The 23,328-nt window shown below is 40.7% G+C and carries 21 protein-coding genes; 14 read left to right on the top strand and 7 right to left on the bottom strand.

All coding sequences use genetic code 11. From position 1 onward, the window contains the following. Positions 1–24 precede the first annotated feature (24 nt). The 3 genes from L1272_RS05045 to L1272_RS05035 all read left to right on the top strand — a co-directional run bounded on the left by L1272_RS05045 (position 25) and on the right by L1272_RS05035 (position 4,212). The gene (locus L1272_RS05045; protein ID WP_235372880.1) at positions 25–2,394 is read left to right on the top strand and encodes a TonB-dependent receptor domain-containing protein; all 2,370 of its coding nucleotides are present in this window, start codon (positions 25–27) and stop codon (positions 2,392–2,394) included. Between the two features lie 158 nt (positions 2,395–2,552). Continuing rightward, positions 2,553–3,473, top strand: a complete 921-nt coding sequence (locus tag L1272_RS05040) for an alpha/beta fold hydrolase (protein ID WP_194442744.1) — start codon at positions 2,553–2,555, stop codon at positions 3,471–3,473. A 43-nt stretch (positions 3,474–3,516) separates the two neighbouring features. Beyond that, on the top strand, positions 3,517–4,212 hold the full coding sequence (locus L1272_RS05035) for an ATP-dependent Clp protease proteolytic subunit (protein ID WP_194442745.1): 696 nt from the start codon (positions 3,517–3,519) through the stop codon (positions 4,210–4,212). Here L1272_RS05035 and L1272_RS05030 read toward each other — a convergent pair. From L1272_RS05030 to L1272_RS05015, 4 genes are all read right to left on the bottom strand, one after another. Further along, the gene (locus tag L1272_RS05030; protein ID WP_235372879.1) at positions 4,209–5,285 is read right to left on the bottom strand and encodes a hypothetical protein; all 1,077 of its coding nucleotides are present in this window, start codon (positions 5,283–5,285) and stop codon (positions 4,209–4,211) included. The two genes, L1272_RS05035 and L1272_RS05030, sit on opposite strands and share 4 nt — an antisense overlap. A gap of 141 nt (positions 5,286–5,426) precedes the next feature. Further along, complete coding sequence (locus L1272_RS05025) at positions 5,427–6,794, bottom strand: alkaline phosphatase PhoX (RefSeq protein WP_194442746.1); 1,368 nt, start codon at positions 6,792–6,794, stop codon at positions 5,427–5,429. Between the two features lie 112 nt (positions 6,795–6,906). Then, positions 6,907–7,560: a hypothetical protein gene (locus tag L1272_RS05020; protein WP_194442747.1), complete on the bottom strand. Its 654-nt coding sequence runs from the start codon at positions 7,558–7,560 to the stop codon at positions 6,907–6,909. 15 nt (positions 7,561–7,575) lie between these two features. Then, complete coding sequence (locus L1272_RS05015) at positions 7,576–8,388, bottom strand: MipA/OmpV family protein (protein ID WP_235372878.1); 813 nt, start codon at positions 8,386–8,388, stop codon at positions 7,576–7,578. 203 nt (positions 8,389–8,591) lie between these two features. Between L1272_RS05015 and L1272_RS05010 the strand changes: the two genes are divergently transcribed. The 9 genes from L1272_RS05010 to L1272_RS04970 all read left to right on the top strand — a co-directional run bounded on the left by L1272_RS05010 (position 8,592) and on the right by L1272_RS04970 (position 19,023). Next, positions 8,592–9,689: a sensor histidine kinase gene (locus L1272_RS05010; RefSeq protein ID WP_235372877.1), complete on the top strand. Its 1,098-nt coding sequence runs from the start codon at positions 8,592–8,594 to the stop codon at positions 9,687–9,689. A gap of 3 nt (positions 9,690–9,692) precedes the next feature. Further along, positions 9,693–10,328, top strand: coding sequence for a response regulator (locus tag L1272_RS05005; protein ID WP_054551862.1), 636 nt, complete (start codon positions 9,693–9,695; stop codon positions 10,326–10,328). A gap of 89 nt (positions 10,329–10,417) precedes the next feature. Continuing rightward, positions 10,418–10,888 (top strand): DUF4920 domain-containing protein, encoded by a 471-nt coding sequence (locus L1272_RS05000; RefSeq protein WP_166339163.1) that lies wholly within the window; start codon positions 10,418–10,420, stop codon positions 10,886–10,888. Beyond that, on the top strand, positions 10,881–11,450 hold the full coding sequence (locus L1272_RS04995) for a PepSY-associated TM helix domain-containing protein (RefSeq protein WP_209326657.1): 570 nt from the start codon (positions 10,881–10,883) through the stop codon (positions 11,448–11,450). The genes L1272_RS05000 and L1272_RS04995 overlap by 8 nt, the downstream gene beginning before the upstream one ends. 464 nt (positions 11,451–11,914) lie before the next feature. After that, positions 11,915–13,459, top strand: a complete 1,545-nt coding sequence (locus L1272_RS04990) for a pyridoxal phosphate-dependent decarboxylase family protein (protein ID WP_235372876.1) — start codon at positions 11,915–11,917, stop codon at positions 13,457–13,459. Further along, on the top strand, positions 13,452–14,744 hold the full coding sequence (locus tag L1272_RS04985) for a lysine N(6)-hydroxylase/L-ornithine N(5)-oxygenase family protein (protein WP_235372875.1): 1,293 nt from the start codon (positions 13,452–13,454) through the stop codon (positions 14,742–14,744). Before L1272_RS04990 ends, L1272_RS04985 begins: the two co-directional genes overlap by 8 nt. Next, a complete protein-coding gene (locus L1272_RS04980; protein ID WP_235372874.1) occupies positions 14,741–15,928 on the top strand; it encodes an MFS transporter in 1,188 nt (395 codons plus the stop codon). Before L1272_RS04985 ends, L1272_RS04980 begins: the two co-directional genes overlap by 4 nt. A gap of 19 nt (positions 15,929–15,947) precedes the next feature. Further along, complete coding sequence (locus L1272_RS04975; protein WP_235372873.1) at positions 15,948–18,347, top strand: GNAT family N-acetyltransferase; 2,400 nt, start codon at positions 15,948–15,950, stop codon at positions 18,345–18,347. After that, positions 18,322–19,023: a (2Fe-2S)-binding protein gene (locus L1272_RS04970; protein ID WP_194442754.1), complete on the top strand. Its 702-nt coding sequence runs from the start codon at positions 18,322–18,324 to the stop codon at positions 19,021–19,023. The genes L1272_RS04975 and L1272_RS04970 overlap by 26 nt, the downstream gene beginning before the upstream one ends. Before the next feature lie 46 nt (positions 19,024–19,069). On the opposite strand, the gene L1272_RS04965 is transcribed toward L1272_RS04970, so the two are convergent. Then, a complete protein-coding gene (locus L1272_RS04965; RefSeq protein WP_054551870.1) occupies positions 19,070–19,519 on the bottom strand; it encodes an Lrp/AsnC family transcriptional regulator in 450 nt (149 codons plus the stop codon). A gap of 99 nt (positions 19,520–19,618) precedes the next feature. On the opposite strand from L1272_RS04965, the gene L1272_RS04960 reads away from it, so the two are divergent. Beyond that, the gene (locus tag L1272_RS04960) at positions 19,619–20,209 is read left to right on the top strand and encodes a LysE family translocator (protein WP_194442755.1); all 591 of its coding nucleotides are present in this window, start codon (positions 19,619–19,621) and stop codon (positions 20,207–20,209) included. Between the two features lie 59 nt (positions 20,210–20,268). On the opposite strand, the gene L1272_RS04955 is transcribed toward L1272_RS04960, so the two are convergent. Both L1272_RS04955 and L1272_RS04950 read right to left on the bottom strand, forming a co-directional pair. Next, positions 20,269–21,450: a hypothetical protein gene (locus L1272_RS04955; protein WP_235372872.1), complete on the bottom strand. Its 1,182-nt coding sequence runs from the start codon at positions 21,448–21,450 to the stop codon at positions 20,269–20,271. A gap of 254 nt (positions 21,451–21,704) precedes the next feature. Then, positions 21,705–22,328 (bottom strand): penicillin-insensitive murein endopeptidase, encoded by a 624-nt coding sequence (locus L1272_RS04950; RefSeq protein WP_328249734.1) that lies wholly within the window; start codon positions 22,326–22,328, stop codon positions 21,705–21,707. Positions 22,329–22,552: 224 nt separating this feature from the next. Here L1272_RS04950 and L1272_RS04945 point away from each other — a divergent pair, with 224 nt between their 5' ends. Continuing rightward, on the top strand, positions 22,553–23,296 hold the full coding sequence (locus L1272_RS04945) for a hypothetical protein (RefSeq protein WP_235372870.1): 744 nt from the start codon (positions 22,553–22,555) through the stop codon (positions 23,294–23,296). Positions 23,297–23,328 lie beyond the last annotated feature (32 nt).

The raw sequence follows: 23,328 nt of genomic DNA, 5'->3' as shown, positions 1-23,328 counted from the left end.
TACAAAAAGAACTGGAACCCTACAATGAAATCAATAAAACCAAGCTTACTGGCACTTGCCATAGCAACACATTTTTCAGCCTTTGCTGATGACGCTAAGCCGAAACAAGATATGGAACGCTTAGTAATCACCGCAACAGGTTTTGAGCAAAAAGTTACCGAAGCACCTGCAAGTATTTCAATTATCACCAATGAAGATATTAAATCTCATGCCTTCACCTCAGTACTTGATGCTGTGCAGTATTTAGAAGGTATCGACATTGGCACAACTCGTGATAAAACGGGCCAAGGCAGTGTGAGTATGCGTGGTTTAACAGGTGAATACACCCTGTTACTAATTGATGGTAAACGCCAAAATAACCATGGCGACATTTACCCAAACAATTTTGGTGGCAACGCGTTTAACCACGTACCACCGGTTGATGCGATTGAGCGAGTTGAAGTAATTCGCGGTCCTGCATCAACACTTTATGGTGCAGATGCGCTGGGTGGTGTAATCAATATCATCACTAAAAAGCACACTGACAGCTGGAGTGGTGCAGTATCTTTTAGCCGTTCATTACAGCAAAACGATGATTTTGGTGATGACATTACCACTGACTTTAGTGTGATGGGCCCGCTAATTAAAGACGTATTAAGTTTAGGTGTGCGCGGCAGTGTTTACGAGCAACAAGCATCATCGCCAACATTTGAACCTGCGACCGATCCTAATGGTGTTGTACATACTCGTTCATTAGGCTTTGGCAGTGGCGGTCGTACCGTTGATAACACAAATGAGCAGTATGGTTTTACGTTAACTTATACCCCGTTTGAATCTCATCATTTACGTTTTGATTATGACAATTCAAGCCAAGTGTACGACAACACACCTAGCTACGACATTGAGTCAGGCACCATTACTTACCCACTTGGTACTAAAGATAACATTGAATCAATTTGGCAAGATCGCCGCGGCCAAGTAAACCCGCGCGCAGGTTACGCCGCAGACCAAGAGTTTGACCGTGAATGGTGGTCACTCAGTTATGATGGCGATCTTAACTGGGCAACGGTAAAAGCCTCTGTGTCTTATGTTGATACGCAAAACAATGGCCGTACTTTACCACTGAGTGTAAGCGAGCGATTAGAGCTGCAAGCTATGTACGATGGTACTGGCGAATACGAAGGAATGGACGAGCAAGCACGTAAAGACTTAGCTGAAGAAACATTCTTACCACGCCCTGCTCGCCCACTTGAAAGCAGCCAATATACCTATGACTTACGTTTTGATATTCCAATCGAGGGACGCTTTGGTAGCCATAACCTAGCAATTGGTGGCCAGCTTATCGACGGTGAATTAAAAGACGGTGTATTTGGTCTTGAAAGTGATCAAGCTGGCAAAGTACAAGAGCAAAACATGTACTCAATCTTTGCCGAAGATAACTGGATGGCAACTGATAACTTCACCTTTACACTTGGTGCTCGTTACGATGACCACGATGTATTTGGCAGCCAAGTATCACCTCGTGTTTACGGTGTATATAACTTATCTGACACTTGGACCTTAAAAGGTGGTGTAAGTACAGGTTACAAAACACCAAAAACAACTGACCTTTATGACGGGATCACCGGATTTGGTGGCCAAGGCACAAGCCCATTTGCAGGTAACCCTGAATTAGAACCAGAAACCAGTGTTAACTCAGAAGTTGCACTTTACTGGACTTCACTTGATGGCGATCACAACATTAACGTGACTTACTACAACACCAAGTTTGAAGACAAAATTGCCAGCGGCGATACAATTTTAAGTTGTGAGCAAACTAACGACGTACGTCCATGTGTGAACTTAGGTCAATACGATCAGCTTGGCTACGATAGCTACAGCCAAAAGATCAATATCGACGAAGTAGACCTTCAAGGTGTTGAAATTGCTGGTCAATACACAATCACTAAAACAGTGTCTGTTAACGGTAACTACACGTGGACTGATAGCGAACAAAAGAGCGGTCCTGAACAAGGTCAACCATTAACTAACTCAGCTGAGCACATGGCAAACCTTACCCTAAACTGGGAAGCGACTGACTTTATGAACCTATACCTACAAGGTGTATATCGTTCAGACCGTTACCGCGGCTGGGATAACGTGCACGATAAAGCGCTGTATTACAAAAACTACAACCTACTTAATTTAGGTGCACAGTTTTATGTAAATGAGTACGTGCAAATCAATGCCCGTGTAAACAACCTATTAGACGAAGATTTCACCTCTTATAGCACAAGCTATACCGACCTAAATGGCGATGGTGAGTACGAATACCTAACAGGTCGCGGTGTAATTAGCGAAGTTACATTCACAGACGACTACAACGTTAAAGATAAAGGCCGTAACTTCTGGATTGGCGTTACCGCTTACTTCTAAGTAAATTCCCTGAAAATAGACAGCATGTAGTCATATGCTGTCTATTTTCCTTACCGTCCCTATTATTGCTCCTGTTATCAGTATTCTTTTTACTGTCACTAAATTGCCAACTTCACACATTAAGCTGATGGTACCTGCGTAAGCCTATTTGTCAGTCTATGGAACATATCCTTACAGCCAGCGGTATCTGTATTAGTTATCAAGATGAAGGCGATAAAAATGCGCCGGTGATCATCTTAATTATTGGCTTAGGTGCTCAATTTACCGTTTGGCCAGAGTCGCTTTATTTTGGCTTGGTCGAAAAAGGCTTTCGGGTTATTCGTTTTGATAATCGTGATGCAGGGCTATCCTCATCGTTAGATGAGTTAGGCAAGCCGAGTCTCGTAAAGCATTGGCTTAGCCGCCGATTACCCATTCGCGCAAAACTGCCCTATTCGCTCGATGACATGGCTCGCGATGTAAAAGAATTAATGGATGCACTGGCTATCAAAAAAGCGCACTTAGTGGGGGCGTCGATGGGTGGCATGATTGCGCAAATTGCCGCGGCAAAGTATAAAAAACGTGTACTGAGCTTAACTTCAATTATGTCGAGTAGCTCGCCGTTATCGTTTTCGGGATCAAACATTAACCTTTTGGTAAAGCTCGCAAAAATACGCCCCCGAAGCAATAATAAAGAAGCCGCGATTGATTACAATGTTAGGCTCAACCAACTCATTGGCAGCCCAGCCTACCCACAAGATGAACACGCTTTATACGCCAACGCTGAACGCTATATTGAGCGGGCCCACACAAATCAAACAGGCTTTAAACGTCAGCTTGCAGCCATTGCCGCAACGCCTTATCGCGAGCAATTACTAAAAAAGATTAAAGCGCCCACGTTAGTAATTCACGGCAGTGCTGATCCTGTTATGCCGCTGTCTGCGGGTATTAACACCGCCCTGTTAATAAAGCGCAGTAAGTTAAGAGTCGTGCCCGGAATGGGCCATGATTTTCCACCCGCTTTAATGAAAAAAATGACTAAGTGGATAGCTAAACATGCCGCTAAAGTCAGCGCCAAAAAAGCCGCTAAAAAACCCTAAAAGCATGATAGAATTATCATACAATTTATAAGGTTAGCGTTTTATGTTACGTGTATTTTTTAGTCTATTTTTAATCATCCCTTGGTTAAGTTTTGCCGGTGTGTCACTGAGCGAGCAGCGCATTATTTATCAAGGCGAAATTAATGCCAAAAACAATCAACATGTTGCACAGCTTTTGGCTGAGCAGCAAAACATAAACAGCATACAAATCACCAGTGGTGGCGGAAACATTGATTTAGGTATGGATCTCGCCGAATTGATTTTGGCGCATAATTTAAAAGTTCATGTAAAACAATTTTGCTTTTCGTCGTGTGCTAATTACGTATTACTTGCAGGAAACCCTACCACCATAGCTAAGAACGCCATTGTCGGTTGGCACGGCGATGCCGCTTCAGCTCGCTGGCGAGATAGCGATATTGATGCCATGGTAAGCCATTTAAAAGAGCCAGAAAAAACAACCAAGTGGCAGGCTTTGCGCACTCAATACGATGAAATAATCGCAAAAGCCATGGCTCGTGAAAAAGCCTTTTATGCAAAACGCGGAGTTAATCATGACTTGCTAACGATTGGTTTATCTAAAGAGCTAAAACCTGCAGCTGTGGCACAAAAAGCCAGAGGCTGGAGCTACTCAAAAAAAGCACTCAATACACTGAATGTGAGTAATATTGAGTTTGCAGATTGGCAGCCCCGCTCAGCAAAGAACTTTCCGTTACTAATAATTAGTGACCTTGGGGATTAGCTTTTGTAATCACGGATATAACGGTAATCAAATTCGGTGTCATCTAGAATGTCGCAATAATCACGAAAATCATTACTCTGCATTTGCTGAATATCGATGATCACCGACTGCTCTGTTACGAGTTTTTTAAAGCTTTGCAATAGCGTACGTCCTTGCTTTGCATCTATATGGCAACCGAATTGATAAATGTCATATAGCCGAGCGAACTGATCACCGCTCTGCCTTGAGCTTGCCATGAGTGCTTCACCACGCTCAAAAGCAAGCATTCTTCCCAGAATAAATTGCGCTCTAGGTTCATTTTTATGTTCAACGAGATAACGTAAAATAGTTTCTGATTTAAATGTATCTTGTGGAAAATTCCCATGATAAACGCCTCGCTCATCAAAGTGACGACCCGAATAGTAGGCAAAAGCATAGCTAAATGCTTTTTTGTCAGACAAGGTTGCAAGAAACTCATCATCTGTTGGAATATGTTTTGCTCTAAACTTAGCTGCTTGATGTTGCTCTTGCTCCACCTGTTTTTCAACAAACAAATACTGCTGGTGAGCAAATGCACCAACGGCGCCTGCAAAACTCAAACATGATGTAGCAATTAGGGTACTCGGTAATACTACCAACCAATGATTTTTAATTTTTTTATACCCTGCCAGCTCCCCCGATTCATACACCTCAGCAAATAACTTATGGTCAATAAATGGAATGCTTTTACGTGCAATAAATGCTGCTGACCAAGAGCCAAGTGCAAATAACAAAGCATAAATTGATAAAGACAATGTACCGCTGATCAAAACCTCTGAACTGAGCGCAACAGCGATTACAGATAGGTATGCAATAAGTGAAATAACTGAAAAGATACGATCATAGCCACGCCCATGAATACGAACGGCTAGGCCAACGAGTACGCCGCTAATCACTAACATTACTGGCCCAATAGCACTTTTAATTGAAAATACTGTGATCCATAAAATAATGATTGGGATACTCCAGCACGCTACGCCGATTGCGGCTGCAAGTGGACTTTGCTTAACTAGTTTTGCTTTAACTTGCTCTCGACTCTGCTCAGTAACAGACATATCAACTCCGTTTTCGTTTTATTATTATTTTCCTGTGAAACAAAGTGATTCTAACTAGAACAGCTGATTATAAAAAGAGGAACAAAAATTTCGTGATACAAAAAAAGCCACCTCGCAGTGGCTATTTAAAATAGACTTTAATTAAACACTAAATTGATGCCATGGGCCTGTTATAGCAAGTGTTTTTGAAGGTGAGTAAACGTTCACAAACAAAGTGCTACCATCGGGTGAAAAACAGGCACCAGCCAGCTCAGTTTGCGCCACTAAGCGGGCAAAATTATAAACTTGGCCTTGGGGTGTCACACCACGAAGATGATTATCAACCACATCGGTGTATTGGTCTTCACAAACAATTAAGTGACCATTAGGTGATACGGTTAGGTTATCGCCAAAGTTGTAGAGAGTTTTGCTAGTACTTTCTACAAACAACGAGATCTTACCAGGTTGCTGTGCTTCTTTATCTGTGCCCTCAAATTCTGATGGCTGATATTTCATAACCTGACCAAGTTGTTTTTTACCACCATTGGTACAGCAAAAATAAAGCTCTTTATCACCCCAGTGAATACCTTCACCGCGAGCAAACAGTGCTGCACCTTGTTTGTATCCGCGCAGGCGTAGGTCGTCTTTCGGGCTTTCAGGATTATCTAGATTGACCCACTCAACCTCAAGCTCTTGATGTAGCCCCATGGCTTTATTATTCCAGTTACGGCTATCGAATTGTGGCTTACCTTTTACCACCATCGCTTGTAATTGCCCGCCTTTATGCAGCTTGCCATATTCATTTGGAATAAAACGATAAAAGACGCTATCACCTTTATCTTCAGTTAAATAAACAATGCCCGTACGCGGATCAACGGCAGCCGCTTCGTGGTTAAATCGACCCATGGCTTTTAATGGCTCAGGTTTAATTAAGCCTTTGCTATTTGCGGGTACTTCAAAAATATAACCATGATCTTGGTTAAATCCATCGGCTTTAGTATCTGTGGTTTCTTCGCACGTAAGCCAGGTGCCCCATGGCGTAATACCGCCAGAACAGTTACGAATAGTGCCGACCAATGACAAGTACTCTTGCTCTTTTTGATGGGTTTTTAAGTTATAAATGATATGACTTGTGCCACCCGGTAACGCCACACCGTCACTGTTAGTATCAAAAGCCAGAGGTGTTTTATGATTGGCAATACTTGCTTCAGCTTTCGCTAAGTCTTTTGGTTTCAGCTCATGGTTTCGCACTAATGCAACACGGTCATTACCAAGCGCTAGACAGCCCATGCCATCAGCTTTGTCCGGTACTGTAAACCCATCAGACATTTTCTCACCTAGGCTTGAAACTACTTGATAACTAAAGCCCTCGGGTAAGTCGAGCAATTTATCTGGATCAGGAATTAACGGACCAAAGCCCACAGCCGTTGTTTTTAAATCACCTAACGACACTTTACCTATGGCACTTTTTGATAATCCTAAAAAGGCTAATGTGCCCGCCCCTACTAAAAATTCTCGACGTGAAACCATGCTAACTCCAAGCTCAAAACCAGCTTTATCATACAAATAAAAAAGGCATTATATAGCAATGAAACTATAAAAAGTTACATTATCACAATATTCACGAAATTGTCATAAAGCACTACTCTTTGATGATTGCTAGTTGCTCATTAGGTAGCAGCACAATTAAGTAACCACGCTGCTCTAAGTTACAAAAATCAAATTCAAAACCGGCTATTTGTAAGTCACTAGCGCAATGAGTTAACGGTATATAAGCTGTTGCTGTTGCTTTAGTTAATTCACTATTAGCAAGTTTATAGCTGTAGTTCGTATTGCCGATAAAACTAACCAGCCTAACCACAGGGTAATCACCACTATCTACAGCCTCAGTGCGTGCTAAAAAAGCCAGTTTCAGCGTTTCGCCATCCATATAAATGATCACATAATTAGCTATATCACTAACAACCCACTTTTGTAGATGAGCTTTTATTTCAGCATCATAAAAAGCTGCAAAGCCAACCTTTCCGACCACAGAACGCTTAAAGTTAAGCTTTTCAAAACCACCGTAGCCATCGATTGATTGTTGGAAGTTCTGCTCCTTATAAATTGCGCTTGTTGGTGTGTTGTTTCGTAGGTTCATCATATAAAAATCAACCGGGTACTCGCTAAAGTTATAAACATAATAGTCACTTTCATAGACACCTTGGTATAAATCGTCTTCGTCAAACACTTCCTCTTCAGCGCTATTGCAACCAGTTAGTAAGAGTAAAATGCATAATCTCAGTAGATAATTCATTGCTCATCCCTTTTTCTAAAAACGATAATTTATAGTTGCAGTGAATTGCTGCTTGGCAGTTTCTCCCACGAGCGGGCTTTTTTTGATAGTTGAGTCAAGTTGCTCATACCGCAAGCTCGTAAAAACAGACCACTGCTCATTAAAAACATAAGTCAGGTTTAGCGAGGTGAATGGGTTAAGGGCTGCACTTGGCTGATATTCATATCTGCCAAACTCAGGGGCGATATTGCCATTAGCTATGCCATACAGGTATTGAGTGTATTTTTTATCTTGCCAATAAAAACCGAGATCAGCACTTAGCTGTAACCCTAATCCTTGGCCATAAATCGGTAGGTTATAGCGGGCAAGAAACGTAAGTCCATCGGAGTGATTCGAAATATCTTGCGCTAAACGAACAAAAAGCTGTTTATATTGCAGCTGAGTTCTGAAAGTTAGCTCACCTTTGCCGTCTTTATAGTCAGTGAAAACCTCATCATCCGACAACTCATCACTAAAGATTAAACTGCTATCGTAGGTTTCATCTCGGAGACTAAGCCCCATTGACGCTTCAAATTCTGCGCCTTGTAAAAAGGCATATTGCACTAAGCCATATTTAGGCCCTATGCGCCAGTTGCCTTTTCGGGCGTTGAAGTATGGCAAGACCATGGTTTGAATATCGTGATCTCGCCATGCTGTATCAATAGCCAATTGTGCAGCACCGACCTCCATTTGCCATTGCTGTGATTGCTCATCGGCCTTGGCATCATCAACAAATAATGCTGCTAAACAATAAGCTACAATCAACAGATAAGAAAAAAGACTATTTCGCAGAAATTCATGTTTGGTCATGATAATGTCCCTATATTGGTGTTTTAATGCAGTTTAACGCCTCACCATTAGGACTGACTTGCTGCAAATGTCACATATTTAATCGTGACATTTGTCATATACATAAACGAATAATTGCGGATTAAACTAAGCGTATGAACAAACTCTTGCAAACGTTGATACATCGAAGCGATTTTATACTCTCAGCAATCACCTGGGGGTTTGTGTTTATTTATACTCTGCACGCTTGGTCGCAAAGAGCAGAGTCAGCGCAGCTAAGTTTTAGTACAATAAATACGTTTTTGATCAGTGTGTTATTTATAAGCTTTTTTGCTTTTTTAATTTATTTTGAGTTTTTCAGATCACGATTTAAGCACTATCAAACCCGTATTTTGAACTTCACTATCGCTAATGTTGTGCTATTGATGTGGCTATTTAATATTGGCTTTGTTGCAATTCTATTGATCATCTTCTTAGTTAAATTCAGCGATTACGAGCCAAACAAAGCCAGCCTCTATTTACTCATTTGCCTGCCCTTTTTGATGGCGCTGACGCTTCACTATGGCTTTGATAAGCAATTTGTATTGCTCAACGGGTTGGCTTTCACTTTATACAATAGCTTTGCCTATCGCTTTGCTACTCGGCTTATTTCTGAGCGTAAAGCCAAAGATCAAGCAGCCCATTTATTACGTGAATTGAAAGCAACTCAAGCGCTTTTAAACGACACCGCAACTCGCGATGAACGTATTCGTATTGCCAGAGATTTACATGATACCCTTGGCCACCACCTTACAGGACTCAGTATTCACTTAGAAGTCGCCAATCACTGTGCTAATCATGAAGCACCAAAACACATAACTAAAGCACAGCAAATTACCCGCTTGTTATTAAATGATGTGCGTGACTCTGTCTCGTCAATGCGAGAAAACCAAACCATTGATTTACATGCATCGCTTAATTCACTGTGCAGCCATGTTACAGGCTTAAATGTCACACTCAATTACGATGAAAATATAAAAATAAGTGATACGTTATTGGCACAAACGTTATTTCATACTGTGCAAGAAGCGATTACGAATTGTATTAAACACAGTGATGCGACCGAGCTGTCGGTAAGCTTAGACCTCCAAGCTGATTCAGTGCATCTCACTATTTATGATAACGGCGGCGAAATGCCCGAGCTGAACTTAGGCAATGGCTTAACAGGCATGCAAGAGCGCTTAGCTTTAGTGCGAGGGGCAATCGAGTTTGAACAAAATAATAATGGGTTTGCGATTGCTGCAACGTTACCTCATAAACTTAATCCACATACTTTGGCGTAAAAAATGATTAGGGTATTACTCGTTGATGACCAAACATTATTAAGAGAAGGCTTAAAAAGCTTACTCGCCCTTAAAGCAAGTATTCAAGTCGTGGCTGAGGCTGACAATGGCCAAACGGCTCTTGAGATGCTCAAGCAACATTCTATTGATGTTGTACTCCTTGATATTCGCATGCCTATTCTAGACGGTATTGGCGTACTGAAAAGTATGCAAGCACAACAGCTGAGGCAACCAGTACTGGTACTCACGACCTTTGATGATAGTGAACAAGTGCTAGAATGCATTCGCTATGGCGCTAAGGGTTATGCGTTAAAAGATATTAATTTAGAGCGCTTGGTCAGCGCCATCGAAACACTTGCTAAAGGTGGCTCAGCGCTAGCTCCTGCGATCACCGAGCGAATTTTGAATAAGCCCACTAAAACAACCGATACTTCTTTAGCAACTCCTGATAAATTAAGTAAAAGCGAGCTTAGAGTGCTCAATTTAATCGCTGCAGGCTATTCAAATAGTGAAATCGCCGAGGCACTTTATAAGTCTGAAGGGACTATCCGTAATCAAGTGTCTTTTATTCTCAGAAAGCTAGATGTACGTGATAGAACCCGTGCAGCATTAAAAGCAATTGATCTAGGTTTGATATAATTACAAATCATTTTTAATCTCATTAAGCTTTTATCATACAAGTAAATCGCTTAAACTAAGGCTTAAATTATTTTTAAGAAGCAACCGCTATGTTCCTAAAATCAAAAACATTTATTGTATTCTCATTGGCGCTTTTAAGCTTTAGCCAGCACGCCTTTAGCTTACAGTTTGGCAATCAAGTCGACAGTGACAAACTCATTAAAATTTCGACGGTTATGGCCTCACCTGACGATTACCTTGCAAGTCCAATTACCGTGGAAGGGACTATCACTGGGGTTTGCGAAAAACGTGGTTGCTGGATGACGCTCGCATCAGACAAACGCTTTGAAAACTTACGTATCAAAGTTGAAGATGGCGACATGGTATTCCCGATGACGGCTAAAGGCAGTAAAGCTATCGTAACTGGTAAGCTCGATAAAATTCAGCTTAGCCTTGGCCGCACTAAAGCGTTACTTGCTCACAAAGCGCAGCAAGCCGGCGAAAGCTTTGATGTAAACTCTGTGACTGAAGCAATGGCTATTTATCAGCTCGTACCGAGCGGAGTTGAAATCATTGAGTAATAAATCAAGTATCAACTGGTTTAAGTTAAACAGAAACTTACACCGCGATATTGGTTATTTTTGTGTTGGTTTAGTGATTATCTTTGCGGTTTCTGGCATTGCAGTGAACCACAAAGATGATTGGAACCCAAACTACAAAGTAAGCCACCAGCAAATCAGTGTGAGCGATGAAACTTGGCAATTAGATAATGACGAGTTGCTGATTGAACAAATTATCTCTCATGCTGATGTAAGCGAGCCGGTAAAGGCCTCTTATTGGGTGTCGCCGCAAGAGTTTAAGGTGTTTTTAAAAAACGGTAACAATCTCAGCCTTAAACTTAATAAAGATATCATAAGCTATGAAGCCATTGAGCCTCGTCATGTATTTCAAGCATTTAACCGTTTACACTTGAACGAGACAACCGCTTCGTGGGTTATTTTTTCTGATATTTTTGCAGGGCTGCTGCTGTTTTTAGCGATCAGCGGCTTGTTTATGATCAAAGGTAAAAATAGCCCATGGGGCAGCCGCTCAGTTTTAGTCATTAGCGGTATGCTGCTCCCCGCTGCTTATGTGTTTTTATAAACTAAAGTTCCCTGTTGCCATTCTCGCAAAGAGCGATGGCAACTTTTTTAATTAATTTAATACTCACCAAATTTGTAACACAGTCTTTCTTAAAATAACTATTCGCAGAACCCTCCCTTTGCTTACGCATTTTATAGCAGCTCAAAGTGTGTTTACTTAGCTCTTAAAACCTCTCACCTACCTATTATTGTTTTTTTAAATGATGGCTTTATTGCTTTTATTTGTGAGCATTTTCATCGAAAAAGCAAAAAATGCTGTCAAATAGAACCTGAAAAAGGGACTAACTTAGTCATAATTTATGACTAAATGGCAATTATTTATTACTAGATAAGTTTAAAAACAAAACACTTTCAACTTATTAAAGGTAATTAAATTGTAAAGTAAATTAATGATTTATTATTATTGATATTGATAATCACTATCATTACGATCCCGATTCAAATTAACCAAGAAGGAATTGAGTCGTGAATCAATTAGCCCCCGTGCTTAATGCTCATTCATCAATAAACGTTGATGAACAGCCCCATGCGTTTATTTTTAACGAAAATAATTTACTCAAATATGAGATGGCTTCAATGCAAACAATGTCGCTCATCCATCAAGCGCTGCGTTCTGCAAAACAAGTTCATTCTGGCGTCTGCCACAAAGAGCTCAGTAAACAAATAGCCAGAGTAGAACTAAATCAACCTCTCAATAACGTTGAGCAAGCGCTAAATGAAGTAAAATTGTTGTATTTAGATCATGCTGTCTATTTTCATCATCCAAAGTATGTTGCCCATCTAAACTGCCCCGTTGCTTACCCTGCGGTGATAGCCGAACAGTTATTAACTGCTATAAATTCTTCGTTAGACACCTGGGACCAAAGTGCTGGCGGGACGCTCATTGAGCAAAAGATAATTGACTGGAGTATCGAACGCATTGGCTTAAGTGCTACTGCCGATGGCATATTCACAAGTGGCGGCAGTCAATCAAATTTAATGGCATTGTTACTTGCTAGAGACCATGCAGCAGAGCGCTTATCAGGGCACCTTATTCGCGATTTTGGTTTAGGCCCAGATGCTCATCGCTACCGTATTTTTTGCTCTGAAGTCAGCCATTTTAGTATTCAAAAGTCAGCCGCTTTACTGGGTCTTGGCTATAACGCGGTTGTTCCGGTTACAGTTGATAAAGAGTTTAAAATGGACCTAGCCGCACTTGATGCAGCGATTGATGAATGTAAAGCACAAGGCAATATTCCGATAGCACTTGTTGCCACCGCAGGCACAACTGACTTTGGTTCAATAGACCCTATCGATAAGCTAAAAACGCGGTGCAAAGCTGATAATTTATGGCTTCATGTCGATGCCGCTTATGGCTGTGGACTACTTGCCGCTGACGATCACCGTCACTTACTCAATGGCATTGAACAGGCTGACTCGGTGACGTTAGATTACCACAAATCATTCTTACAACCTGTCAGTAGCAGTGCTTTTATTGTTGCTGATAAAAAGCAATTTAAACATTTAACTCATCATGCTGATTATTTAAATCCGTTTAACGACAACCCACAAGCAGCGCCAAACCTTGTTGATAAAAGCATTCAAACGACTCGCCGTTTTGATGCCTTAAAACTTTGGCTAACTTTACGCATTATGGGCCACGAACAAATTGGCAAAGTGTTTTCTTCTGTTATGGCACTAGCCCGTAGTAGTTATGTGGCACTCAAACAAGACCCTGAATTTGAGCTAATTCATCAACCTGAACTCAGTACCTTAGTGTTTCGCTTTAACGATAAAAACCTCAGTGATGAGCAATTAAACCTGCTTAATTATCAAATTAAAGATGAGCTATTCAAACAAGGTGAGTGTGCCATTGCTCGAACCAAATTTAGAGGTATCAACTACTTAAAGTTCACGCTACTTAATCCAAACACACAGATTGAAGACATTAAAAGTATTGCAGCTGATATTAAAGCCTGCGCCTACAGCATCAAGGCACGCCTAAAAGTTGAGGAAACTAGCCATGAATAAAGTATACGATTTAATTGCCGTAGGTCTTGGTCCGTTTAACCTCAGTTTGGCATGTTTAGCTGAGCCAATTGAAACACTTGATTCGTTATTTTTAGAACAACGTGATGAATTTAATTGGCATCCAGGGCTTATGCTCGATGGCGTTACATTACAAACACCGTTTATGTCGGATTTAGTCACATTGGCAGATCCAACCAATCCATACAGCTTTTTAAACTATGCGAAGCAACAAGGTAAGCTGTATCAGTTTTATATTCGAGAAAGTTTCTTTTTACTGCGCGAGCAATACAACCAGTATTGCCAGTGGGCAGCAAGTCAATTAAGTAACATACAATTTGGTCATAAAGTCATTCATAGCCAGTTTGATCAAACAAAGCAGCTCTATGTACTCACTGTTGAATCTGCAAAGCAAACAAAAACGCTTTATTGTCGTCACTTGGTACTGGGCACAGGTCCCTCACCTTATTACCCACCCGCTGTTCAGGCAGAAGATACACAGCTCTGCCATGCCACTGAATATCTGTATAAACGGGATGAATTAGTAAATAGCAAGAGCATCACTGTGATTGGCTCAGGGCAAAGTGCTGCTGAAGTATTTTATGATTTGTTGTGTGACATTAAACAGCATAACTACCAACTCAATTGGGTAACGCGAGCGCCGCGTTTCTTTCCTCTTGAGTACACGAAACTCACGCTTGAAATGACTTCTCCTGAGTATGTTGATTACTTTTATAACCTAGAACAGGCCACCAAACAGGAGTTACTAGCCAAGCAACGTAATTTATACAAAGGCATCAACTCAGAGTTAATTAATCAGATTTATGATCAGCTCTATCAACTTGATATTCAAGGTGTGAACCGCGCAAGGTTACTAACCAACAGCGAGCTCATTAAAAAACAAGGCAGTAAGTTAGTTTTTAGACACAGTGAACAACAGGCTGAATTTAGCTTGCATAGTAATCAGGTCATTATGGCAACAGGCTTTAGTTATCAGTTACCCGATTTTCTAAGTGGCTTAATGAACGAAATAAATTGGCTAGATAACGGGTGCTTTGCTGTTGAGCGGAATTACAGTATCGACAAGCTACAACGGCTGTTTGTACAAAATGCTGAGCTGCACAGTCATGGTTTTGTAACGCCAGATCTGGGCATGGCCTGCTATCGAAACAGCCATATTCTGCGCTCAATTTTAGGTTATGCCCCCTACCCTGTTGAAACACAAATTGCCTTTCAAGAGTTTGGTTTACCCGATGTAGTCAACGAAAAACAGAAGCAAATAGCATGAAACAACCCGCATTAAAATCAAGCTTGGTGCTGCTGACGATTATTTCTGTTGTTTGCGACACCATGATTTTGCCCTTTTATCCGCAGTTTTTTAGTGCCCAATTTGGTTTGCAATCAAGTAATCACATTGGTGCCTATATCGCTGTTTGCTGCATCACCGTGATGTGTGCTTTCCCTGTATGGGCGAAAATAGCGCAGCACGTGCACGAGCTGTATTTATGGGTGATCACCCAGATAATGGCTGGGCTATTGGGAGTTGCGTGCTTTTACAGCGAAAACGTTTGGAGCTTTTGGCTGTTATCACAGCTGATGCTGGTATTTAAAGCAAGTTACCTGCTTATTTACCCCTTTGTTCTAAGTATCGAAGAAAAACAACAGCACCTCGGTGTCGTTGCTTTATTTAGTGTGCTTTTACACTTTGGTGGTATTGGCGGTGCTTTATTAGGTGGCTTAATCATTCAAAGTATTGAGCCGCGCTTTTTATATTTAGTGATGGCTGCGGGCGACTGCTTACAGGTTATGCTCTGCTTGTATTTAATTTACTTATTAAAAGTAAGCTACAAGCCACGGGAATTAACCGCATCATCAGTAAAACGAAAGCGTTTCCCTGGCTACATTATTCGCTTAGGGGTTATATCTATGGGCGTGTACTTCAGCATGTTCTTAGCAACGCCATACTTTACGCTACTTTGGCAACAAGTAAGTGATTTCAGCAATGCACTGTTAGCTGGCGTTGTGTTTGCTATCCCTGCTTGGGTTGCACTTGTCATTTTGATTACAACCAAAAACAAACCTGCAACCAATCAACACAGTAAAACAATCGCCTATGCACTTGTATTAAGCAGTATCGGCCTATTTATACAACTTAGCTCACACTGGCAATGGCTTGTGTTCGGCCGTGTTGTATTTGCTATTGGGCTATTTTTACTGACCGTGCGTCTGCAAGTCATGTTGTTTGCAATGAGCGAACCACGCTTTTACTCAAGCGATTTTGCCAAGCTTCATTTTATGCAAAATATCGGCGTCATCTGCGCCTCATTTTTAGCGGGAGATTTAGTCTCTCGCTTTGAACTAAACACCCCATTACTGACGGGTTCTGTCGGCTTTGCCATCACTTTATGTTTGTTTTATCTGCTTTTTTTACGCAACAAACATACCTCAACAGACCCTATTCACAGTTATTAATTTTTAAGAGAACACGATTATGAAAAATATTACTGAAACTCCTATCAAGCACGCTTTGCTTGGTGATGTAAAAATCAGAGCATTAAACCCTGAACACGATCTAATGACGATTACCCCTTGGCTTAAACACCCCCAAGCTCAATTTTGGGGAGCAATGGAACATTCTCCCGAAGAGATTTTAGAATTTTATACAACACTCAATAAAGATGAGGCTCAACAAGCCTATTTGCTTGAAATAAACCAAACACCCATTGCTTTAATTGAGATTTACAAACCACACATACTAAAACTTGAGAACCACCTAGCGCTTAAAAACGGCGATTTAGGCATGCATATTTTACTCGCTCCAAAGCAGTTCTCTGTGGCAGGGTTTAGTCTTGCTGTTATGCAGTCGGTATTAGAGTTTATGTTTAATACCCTCTCATGTGAGCGAGTGATTGTGGAGCCAGATGTAGCCAATCATAAAATTCATCGCCTTAACTTAAAGGCAGGTTTCAGCCATCATAAAGCTATTAAATTAGGTGAGAAAACTGCATTATTAGGTAGTTTAGAAAAAGATCATTTTAATTACTTACAGCATCTTTCATCTCGATTCGACATTTCACAGCAAGGTCCCGCAGTGCAACAAACAACGCCATCTTGCAGTACCTCACATCTAGACCAACAAGCGTGGCAATACGCAAACCGTTTACTGATTGCCAAAATGCTCAGTGAGTTTTATCACGAACGACTATTTAGCTACGACAGTGAAAAACCAAACCATTACGTGTTGCATACCATGGGTGGGCAAAGCTATCAGTTTAAAGGTGAATCAATGCTGCTTAATCACCTACAAGTTGAGCCAAATAGCATTACTAAAATGGCGCTTAACCACAGCCAACCATTAGACGCTATCGCGTTTGTACTTGAGTGTAATGATAAGTTAAACATAGACAAATCAATGCTTGGCACCTATCTCGAAGAACTCGCAAGTACACTCAGTGGCTTTGCATTTAAATTTAAAAATAATCGCTATAGCGCTCAGCAATTAGCAGACGCAGATTTTCAAGTGATCGAAACCCAAATGACCATGGGTCACCCAAGCTTTATTGCCAACAATGGCCGCATTGGTTTTAACTCACAAGATTTTCACCAATATACCCCAGAAGCCGCAAACCCATTTCAAATTATATGGCTTGCCTGTCACAAACAGCACACCACCTTTAAAAGTACCGATGATTATAAATACGAGAGCTTGATTGCCGATGAGCTTGATTTAGCTGAGCGTTTACGCTTTGAAAAAGCACTAACTGAGCAAGGTTTAAAGCCAAGTGACTATCTGTTATTTCCTATGCACCCATGGCAATGGTTTAACAAATTAGTCCATGTTTATAGCTATCACATCTCGCAAAAACATATTGTCTGTTTAGGCTACTCACAAGATAGTTATTTACCGCAGCAATCAATTCGTACCCTGTATAACATCAGCAAACCGCACAAATGCTATGTTAAAACCGCCTTATCGATTTTAAATATGGGCTTTATGCGGGGCTTATCGAGCGCCTATATGAAAGTAACTCCGGCAATAAATCAATGGTTGTTCGACTTAGTAAACCAAGATAGCTATTTAAAATCTCTGAAGTTTCAACCTTTAAGAGAAGTCGCAACCCTTGGCTTTGATGAGCAGTATTACACTCATCCAGCGCTTGGCGATAATCCTTATAAGAAAATGATGGCGGCTCTTTGGCGTGAAAATCCAGCTCAATACATGGACGAGAATGAAAGCCTTGCCACTATGGCAAGTCTGCTTCATATCGATAGCGAAGGCCGTTCATTTGTAAGCGCTAAAATTGCCAAGTCGGGGCTAAGTGCTGATAAGTGGCTAGCCCACTACTTACAGGCTTATATGACACCATTGCTACATTGTTTTTACCAGTATGATTTAGTCTTTATGCCACATGGTGAAAATCTCATCGTTCGATTTAACAATCATGTTCCGGTAGGCGTATTCATTAAAGACATTGGTGAAGAAATTGCCTTATTAAATAGTAATATCGAGCTGAATGATGAAATAAAGCGGATTAAGGTAACCATTCCAGAAGGCGTTGCCGTGTTGTCTATTTTTACTGATATTTTCGATTGCTTCTTCCGCTACCTTTCGGCAATTTTAGTAACTGATGGCCTTTTGACCGAACAACAGTTTTGGCAAGCCGTCGCCGATACAATTGTTCAGTATCAGGCGAGTCATCCCGCACTTAAAGACAAGTTTGCTGAACATGATTTATTTGCTGAGTCATTCCCATTGTCGTGCTTAAACCGCTTACAGCTGCGTAACAATCAACAAATGGTTGATATTACCGACCCAGCTTCAAGCTTGCAGTATGCAGGTGATTTACAAAACCCATTGGCGCAATATGCACTTGCAAACACAACAGCATAATAAGCTTGAGTTAGCCTTACGTCAGCAGTGCTCACTGCTGACGTTCTTAACTCCAACAATCGATGAACAATGGTTTAGCAGTCAATGTTTAACTAGCAAGCAATTAACCGATTTAGCTAACGCTATAAAATTAAGAGGAGCAAATGTTACTGAGGGATATGTCGCAATCAACCTCTATTTACAACTGAGCTGGCAAGTTATTTACTTATTAGTAGCCTGTGTAGAGCAGCTTGGTTGCATTCCTGATCTGGTCAATATTAAGCAGCGGGTAACAGGCTCACATATTTATGGTTTGGCTAATTTAAATATCATGGCTCAACAAGACTCTTTTAATAATGCAGATTTGATTGAACTGGCAGCCAATCATTTATTTGACCACCAGCAAGCTTGGTATAATAACGTGCCATTGCAATACAGGCTAAATAAAGGATTATTAAAACGTTTACAAAGTGATACTTTCCACGCAGCGTTAATCGCTTGCTGGCCAGACAAATCGATAAAATTTATAGCAAAGCGTTTTCAACCATGGCAAAAGCTATGTGGTAAACATCGCTTTAGTGATCAAAACAATACGCTGACATTTATGCGTAAAACCTGCTGCTTACACTACCAACTTGTAGCCGCTGATTATTGCGCTAACTGCCCGTTAAAAAAAAAAGGCACTAGCGCTTGCTAATGCCTTTTTCCAAACGTTTTCTATATAAAGGCTCTAAACCTATTTACTAAGCGCGTTCATCCTTCGGCGATTCCATCACTACATGAGTTGTAATAGTTCGTACTTGTGGGATTGAGCCAAGTACATCTGCATGAAATGCTTTATAGGACTTGAGATCCGCCGTCTCAACTCTCAACAAATATTCAAACGAGCCAGTTACATTGTGGCACTCTTTTACTTCATCAATAAACTCAAGAGCGTGTTCGAATGCTCGCTGAGAGACGGTTGAGTGCTCATTTAAACCAACCCCAACATAAGCGATAAACCCAAGGCCAACAGCCTGATTATTAATAACCGCCCGATACCCCGCAATAACCCCAAGCTTTTCTAGCTCTTGCACTCTACGAAGGCATGCCGATGGCGATAAACCAACTTTATCTGCCAGCTCGGCATTGGCAATTCGGCCATTGCGCTTAAGCTCATGCAATATTCTGTCGTTAATTTTATCTTTTTTCATTTTTGATTGTGAAATTTAAATACACACAACAACATTAAGCGCAAAAATTGCGCGCATTACAACTTATAATTGCATCTAAATTCAAATGGAGAGATAGCGATGAGTTTTGAAATTTTAACAGCCTTGGCATTATTTGCTTTGGTGTCATCAATTACCCCAGGGCCAAATAACTTAATGTTGATGAGCTCAGGTGCTAACTTTGGCTTTAAAAGAACCACACCACACTTACTTGGCGTAACGTTTGGCTTTATGTTGATGTTAGTTTTAGTCGGCCTTGGCATCATGCAGCTATTTGACTTGTTTCCACCAAGCTATTTGATATTGAAAGTATTTTGCATTGCTTATTTGCTCTATCTGGCGTTTAAAATTGCCACAAGTAACGCACAACAAAAAGCCAGTAGTGAAAGTAAGCCGTTTACTTTTATTCAGGCTGCACTATTTCAATGGGTGAACCCAAAAGCGTGGGCAATGGCATTAAGCGCGGTTAGTTTATATGCCCCAGATAAAAACCTCACCTCAGTGTTAATCGTAAGCCTCGTATTTGGTTTAATTAACCTGCCTTGTGTCAGCTCGTGGACTCTACTTGGCGAAAAGCTACAACACTGGCTTGCCAGCCCAAAGCGCTTAAAAGCATTTAACTACCTAATGGCAATACTGTTAATCGCTTCAGTGATGTTTAGTTTGTTTTAAATAATTATTAAGATTGAAATACCAATTCACTTGATTAAGTGAATTGGCTTGGATCTAAACTACATAAATTCAAACTGCTCAACAGTTGCGAGCTTTAATTTGTCTATATCTTTTTTGGCCGCTTTACAATGACGACGTAACTTTGAAGGAACATCTTTATCTGCAACAAGGCTTTTTAGCATAGCTTGATAACGCATCGTTTGTGCATTGGCAATAATTTTACAATAGTACGCGACACCATCTAGCATACGCCCATCGACAGTATATTTATTTTGCCAGAGCTTATTCGCTAATGCGTCTAGGTATTGCTCTTTATAAACACCGATATTATAAAATTTCTTACCAAGGATTTGAGTTTCGGTACCATCAGCTTGGTTCACTACATCAACAAACTGATAATGCTCTTGGCTATTAACATTATAAGTTAACTTTGAGTAAAATTGCCCATCTGCAGGTGACTTAACCATTTGAACACTGCCAAGATCTGTGAAATGAAATATTTGTATTTCAGGCTTGTTATTAAAAAAGCCTTTTTCAATATAACGAATATGATCAGGCTCACCTAACTTCTTAATAATAGCTTCTGCGCTTAGCCCCTGCTCAAGAAAAAACAATGGGTTATCAAATGACTCTGTTGTGATAGCAACCTGCTTTTTAATAGTCGCTTGCGTTTTTGGCGGCTCGGGAAGTACAACTTTACCCTTAACTAATTTGGCGATTACAGCTGTACTCTTATCAGGATCACCTTTTAAAACAACAGCATCAGATACTTGCTCACCAGCGCTATTTACAAGCCAAACAGACGAAAAGTCACTACTCAAATATCCCTTTACTAGATAGCTTTGTCCTGCTTCTGGAATAAAAGATACATCACCTGTAACAATGTAATTCGTTCCTGAATTAAACATATAGTTAATAGGTGCGGCATGATGGACCTGCGCTACAAGTGTTAGTGTCATTTCCTCTGCTGGTACTTTTCGACTAAACCCCACTGGTGACAGAACCATACCTTGTCCATAAGTAGCTTGGTTTGTTGCCCTAATAGCGTTATTGACATCTTTACCATTCACTTTACTCAAGTAAAAGAAGCGACCTGTACTAGTTGCCATGGTTCTGAAGGTGTCATCTATAGTTGCTGTTTCGCCCTGATATCCTTGAGGAACAGGGTTATAAGTTGTCATACAAGCAGATAAAGTTGATACAAAGAATAAAATAGAAAAGATTTGTATTAATTTTTTCATATTTTTAAATTCTATATTTAATAGTAAATTCTAAATTAAAATGCTTAAGCTATGTGCATAGTGAGGCTTTAAGCATATTAAATACAAACAGAGGCATGATTCTATTTTTCTTAAAGAAAACGTGAGGGACTTACTTAAAAGTGGCACAAGTTGAAACATCCATGTTTTGCGCAACGTACTTTATCAGCTTTTAGCTGCTTGTTCACTAAAACCGTATAATCTAATTAACAATTCTAACCGTAATGAATTGAAGACTATTTTTCACACGGCACTAAAAAATCAACATGGTAATGCTCATCATGTCGCACCCAGGATGGTTTAGTCGAAAACTGAATATGCTCTTTTAAATAGTCGGCATACTTGGTTTTATAAAGCCCAGCTTGCAAGGTTGGGTCAAAGATCACTCGCCAAAGGTCGTAACCTTTTGCTGTTGCCGATTTATGCAGCTCAACAATATGAGCTGCTAAAGCAGTGTAATCAATCTTAAACTGTTCAAACCGGCCTTGTTTATCAAATTCAATATCGTAGCCAAAACGATTAAATACATGAGTTGGCAAATGAACTGATTGCCCCTTTTCTTTAACAACAGGTGTCATAAAATCAACCGACAAACCATTTTGATGGGTTTTATGCGGGCTAAATTTCCCGCCATTTTCTAAGCCCGTTTCAGCGTATTTGTATCGTTTATCAGGATGGGATTTCTGGAGCGCTTGGTAGGTATCAACAATGATGTTTTTTACCTGCGAATGAACATACGTACGCCCTGCCAGTTCTGCCATTTTGCTGTAACTGGTAAAGTTATCACCCTTGCTGGGTAGTTTTACTGCATTACGCACATAGCCATTGGCAGTCGTTCCACCACAGACGCTATTAGCCAAAACCGATCCAGAGCAAAATAATAAGGCTAAAACTAAACATGTTTTCATTGCAGTAGCTTCTTTAAAAATTTAAAGCTTAGTGACCTGTGAATGAACAAAAAGTGAAAGCTCTGTCTAGCTTTCAATAAGTTAGCTAATTTGATGGAAAAAGTTAAAAATTTTTGGAATAAACCTTTCACCCACTCGTTACCTCTATGTCAATTCGCAAAAAAGAGGACGAGACAATGACAAACTTCAAACAATCACTTATCGCAATCTGTGTCGTAACTGCAACAGGCTTTTCAGCGGCTTCATCAGCAGCTGACGTGCAACTATCAGTAGCATCTGAGCAGCAAACAGCAAATAATAGTCAAGTTTCGACTGATTCAAACCAAGCAACGTCGAATACGACACTGATACAATCAACTCAAGTGTCGGGCTCGGCAACAACACAAAATTCATCAGCTGGTGTGAATACTGAAAGCTCAAATAGCGGACAAGCAAATAATCAAACAACGCTTGAAAACGATGAGCAGCAGCCTGCGGAAACTATGCCCGAGCTTGGTTTAACAAACTCAGTATCAAGCGCTTCTCAAGCAGCCAATACCGTAGCGCTAGCAGGTGAGTCAATGCTGTCAACTGCGACAACTGCTGTTAGTAATGTGGCCGTCGCGAACACAAATTCGAACACAACTAACGCAATGCAAAATCAATTGACTCAGCAAACAGATGTATTAGCGTCTTTAGAGCCTAGTAAGCTAAGCTCTGCTGGTCTAAGTCAGGCCTCGCAAATCACTAATGACCTGCAATCATCACTGATTAGTAATGTACAACAAGCTGCAATGAGCTCTGTACAAAGTAGTGTTGAGCAAACCATTTCATCAACTGTTAGCAACAGCGTCAATCAACAAGTTGCTGAGCAAGTATCCGCGGCGACGACTACCGAAGTCGTTAATAACATTCAAAACAGCTTGAACTTAGGCCTTTAACCAATAGCGTGCCGGGTTATCCCCCGGCGCTC

The sequence above is a fragment of the Pseudoalteromonas sp. PAST1 genome, assembly GCF_021532515.1.
GTDB classification, from domain to species: Bacteria; Pseudomonadota; Gammaproteobacteria; order Enterobacterales; family Alteromonadaceae; genus Pseudoalteromonas; species Pseudoalteromonas simplex.
This window is presented reverse-complemented; position numbering and strand designations above follow the sequence as displayed.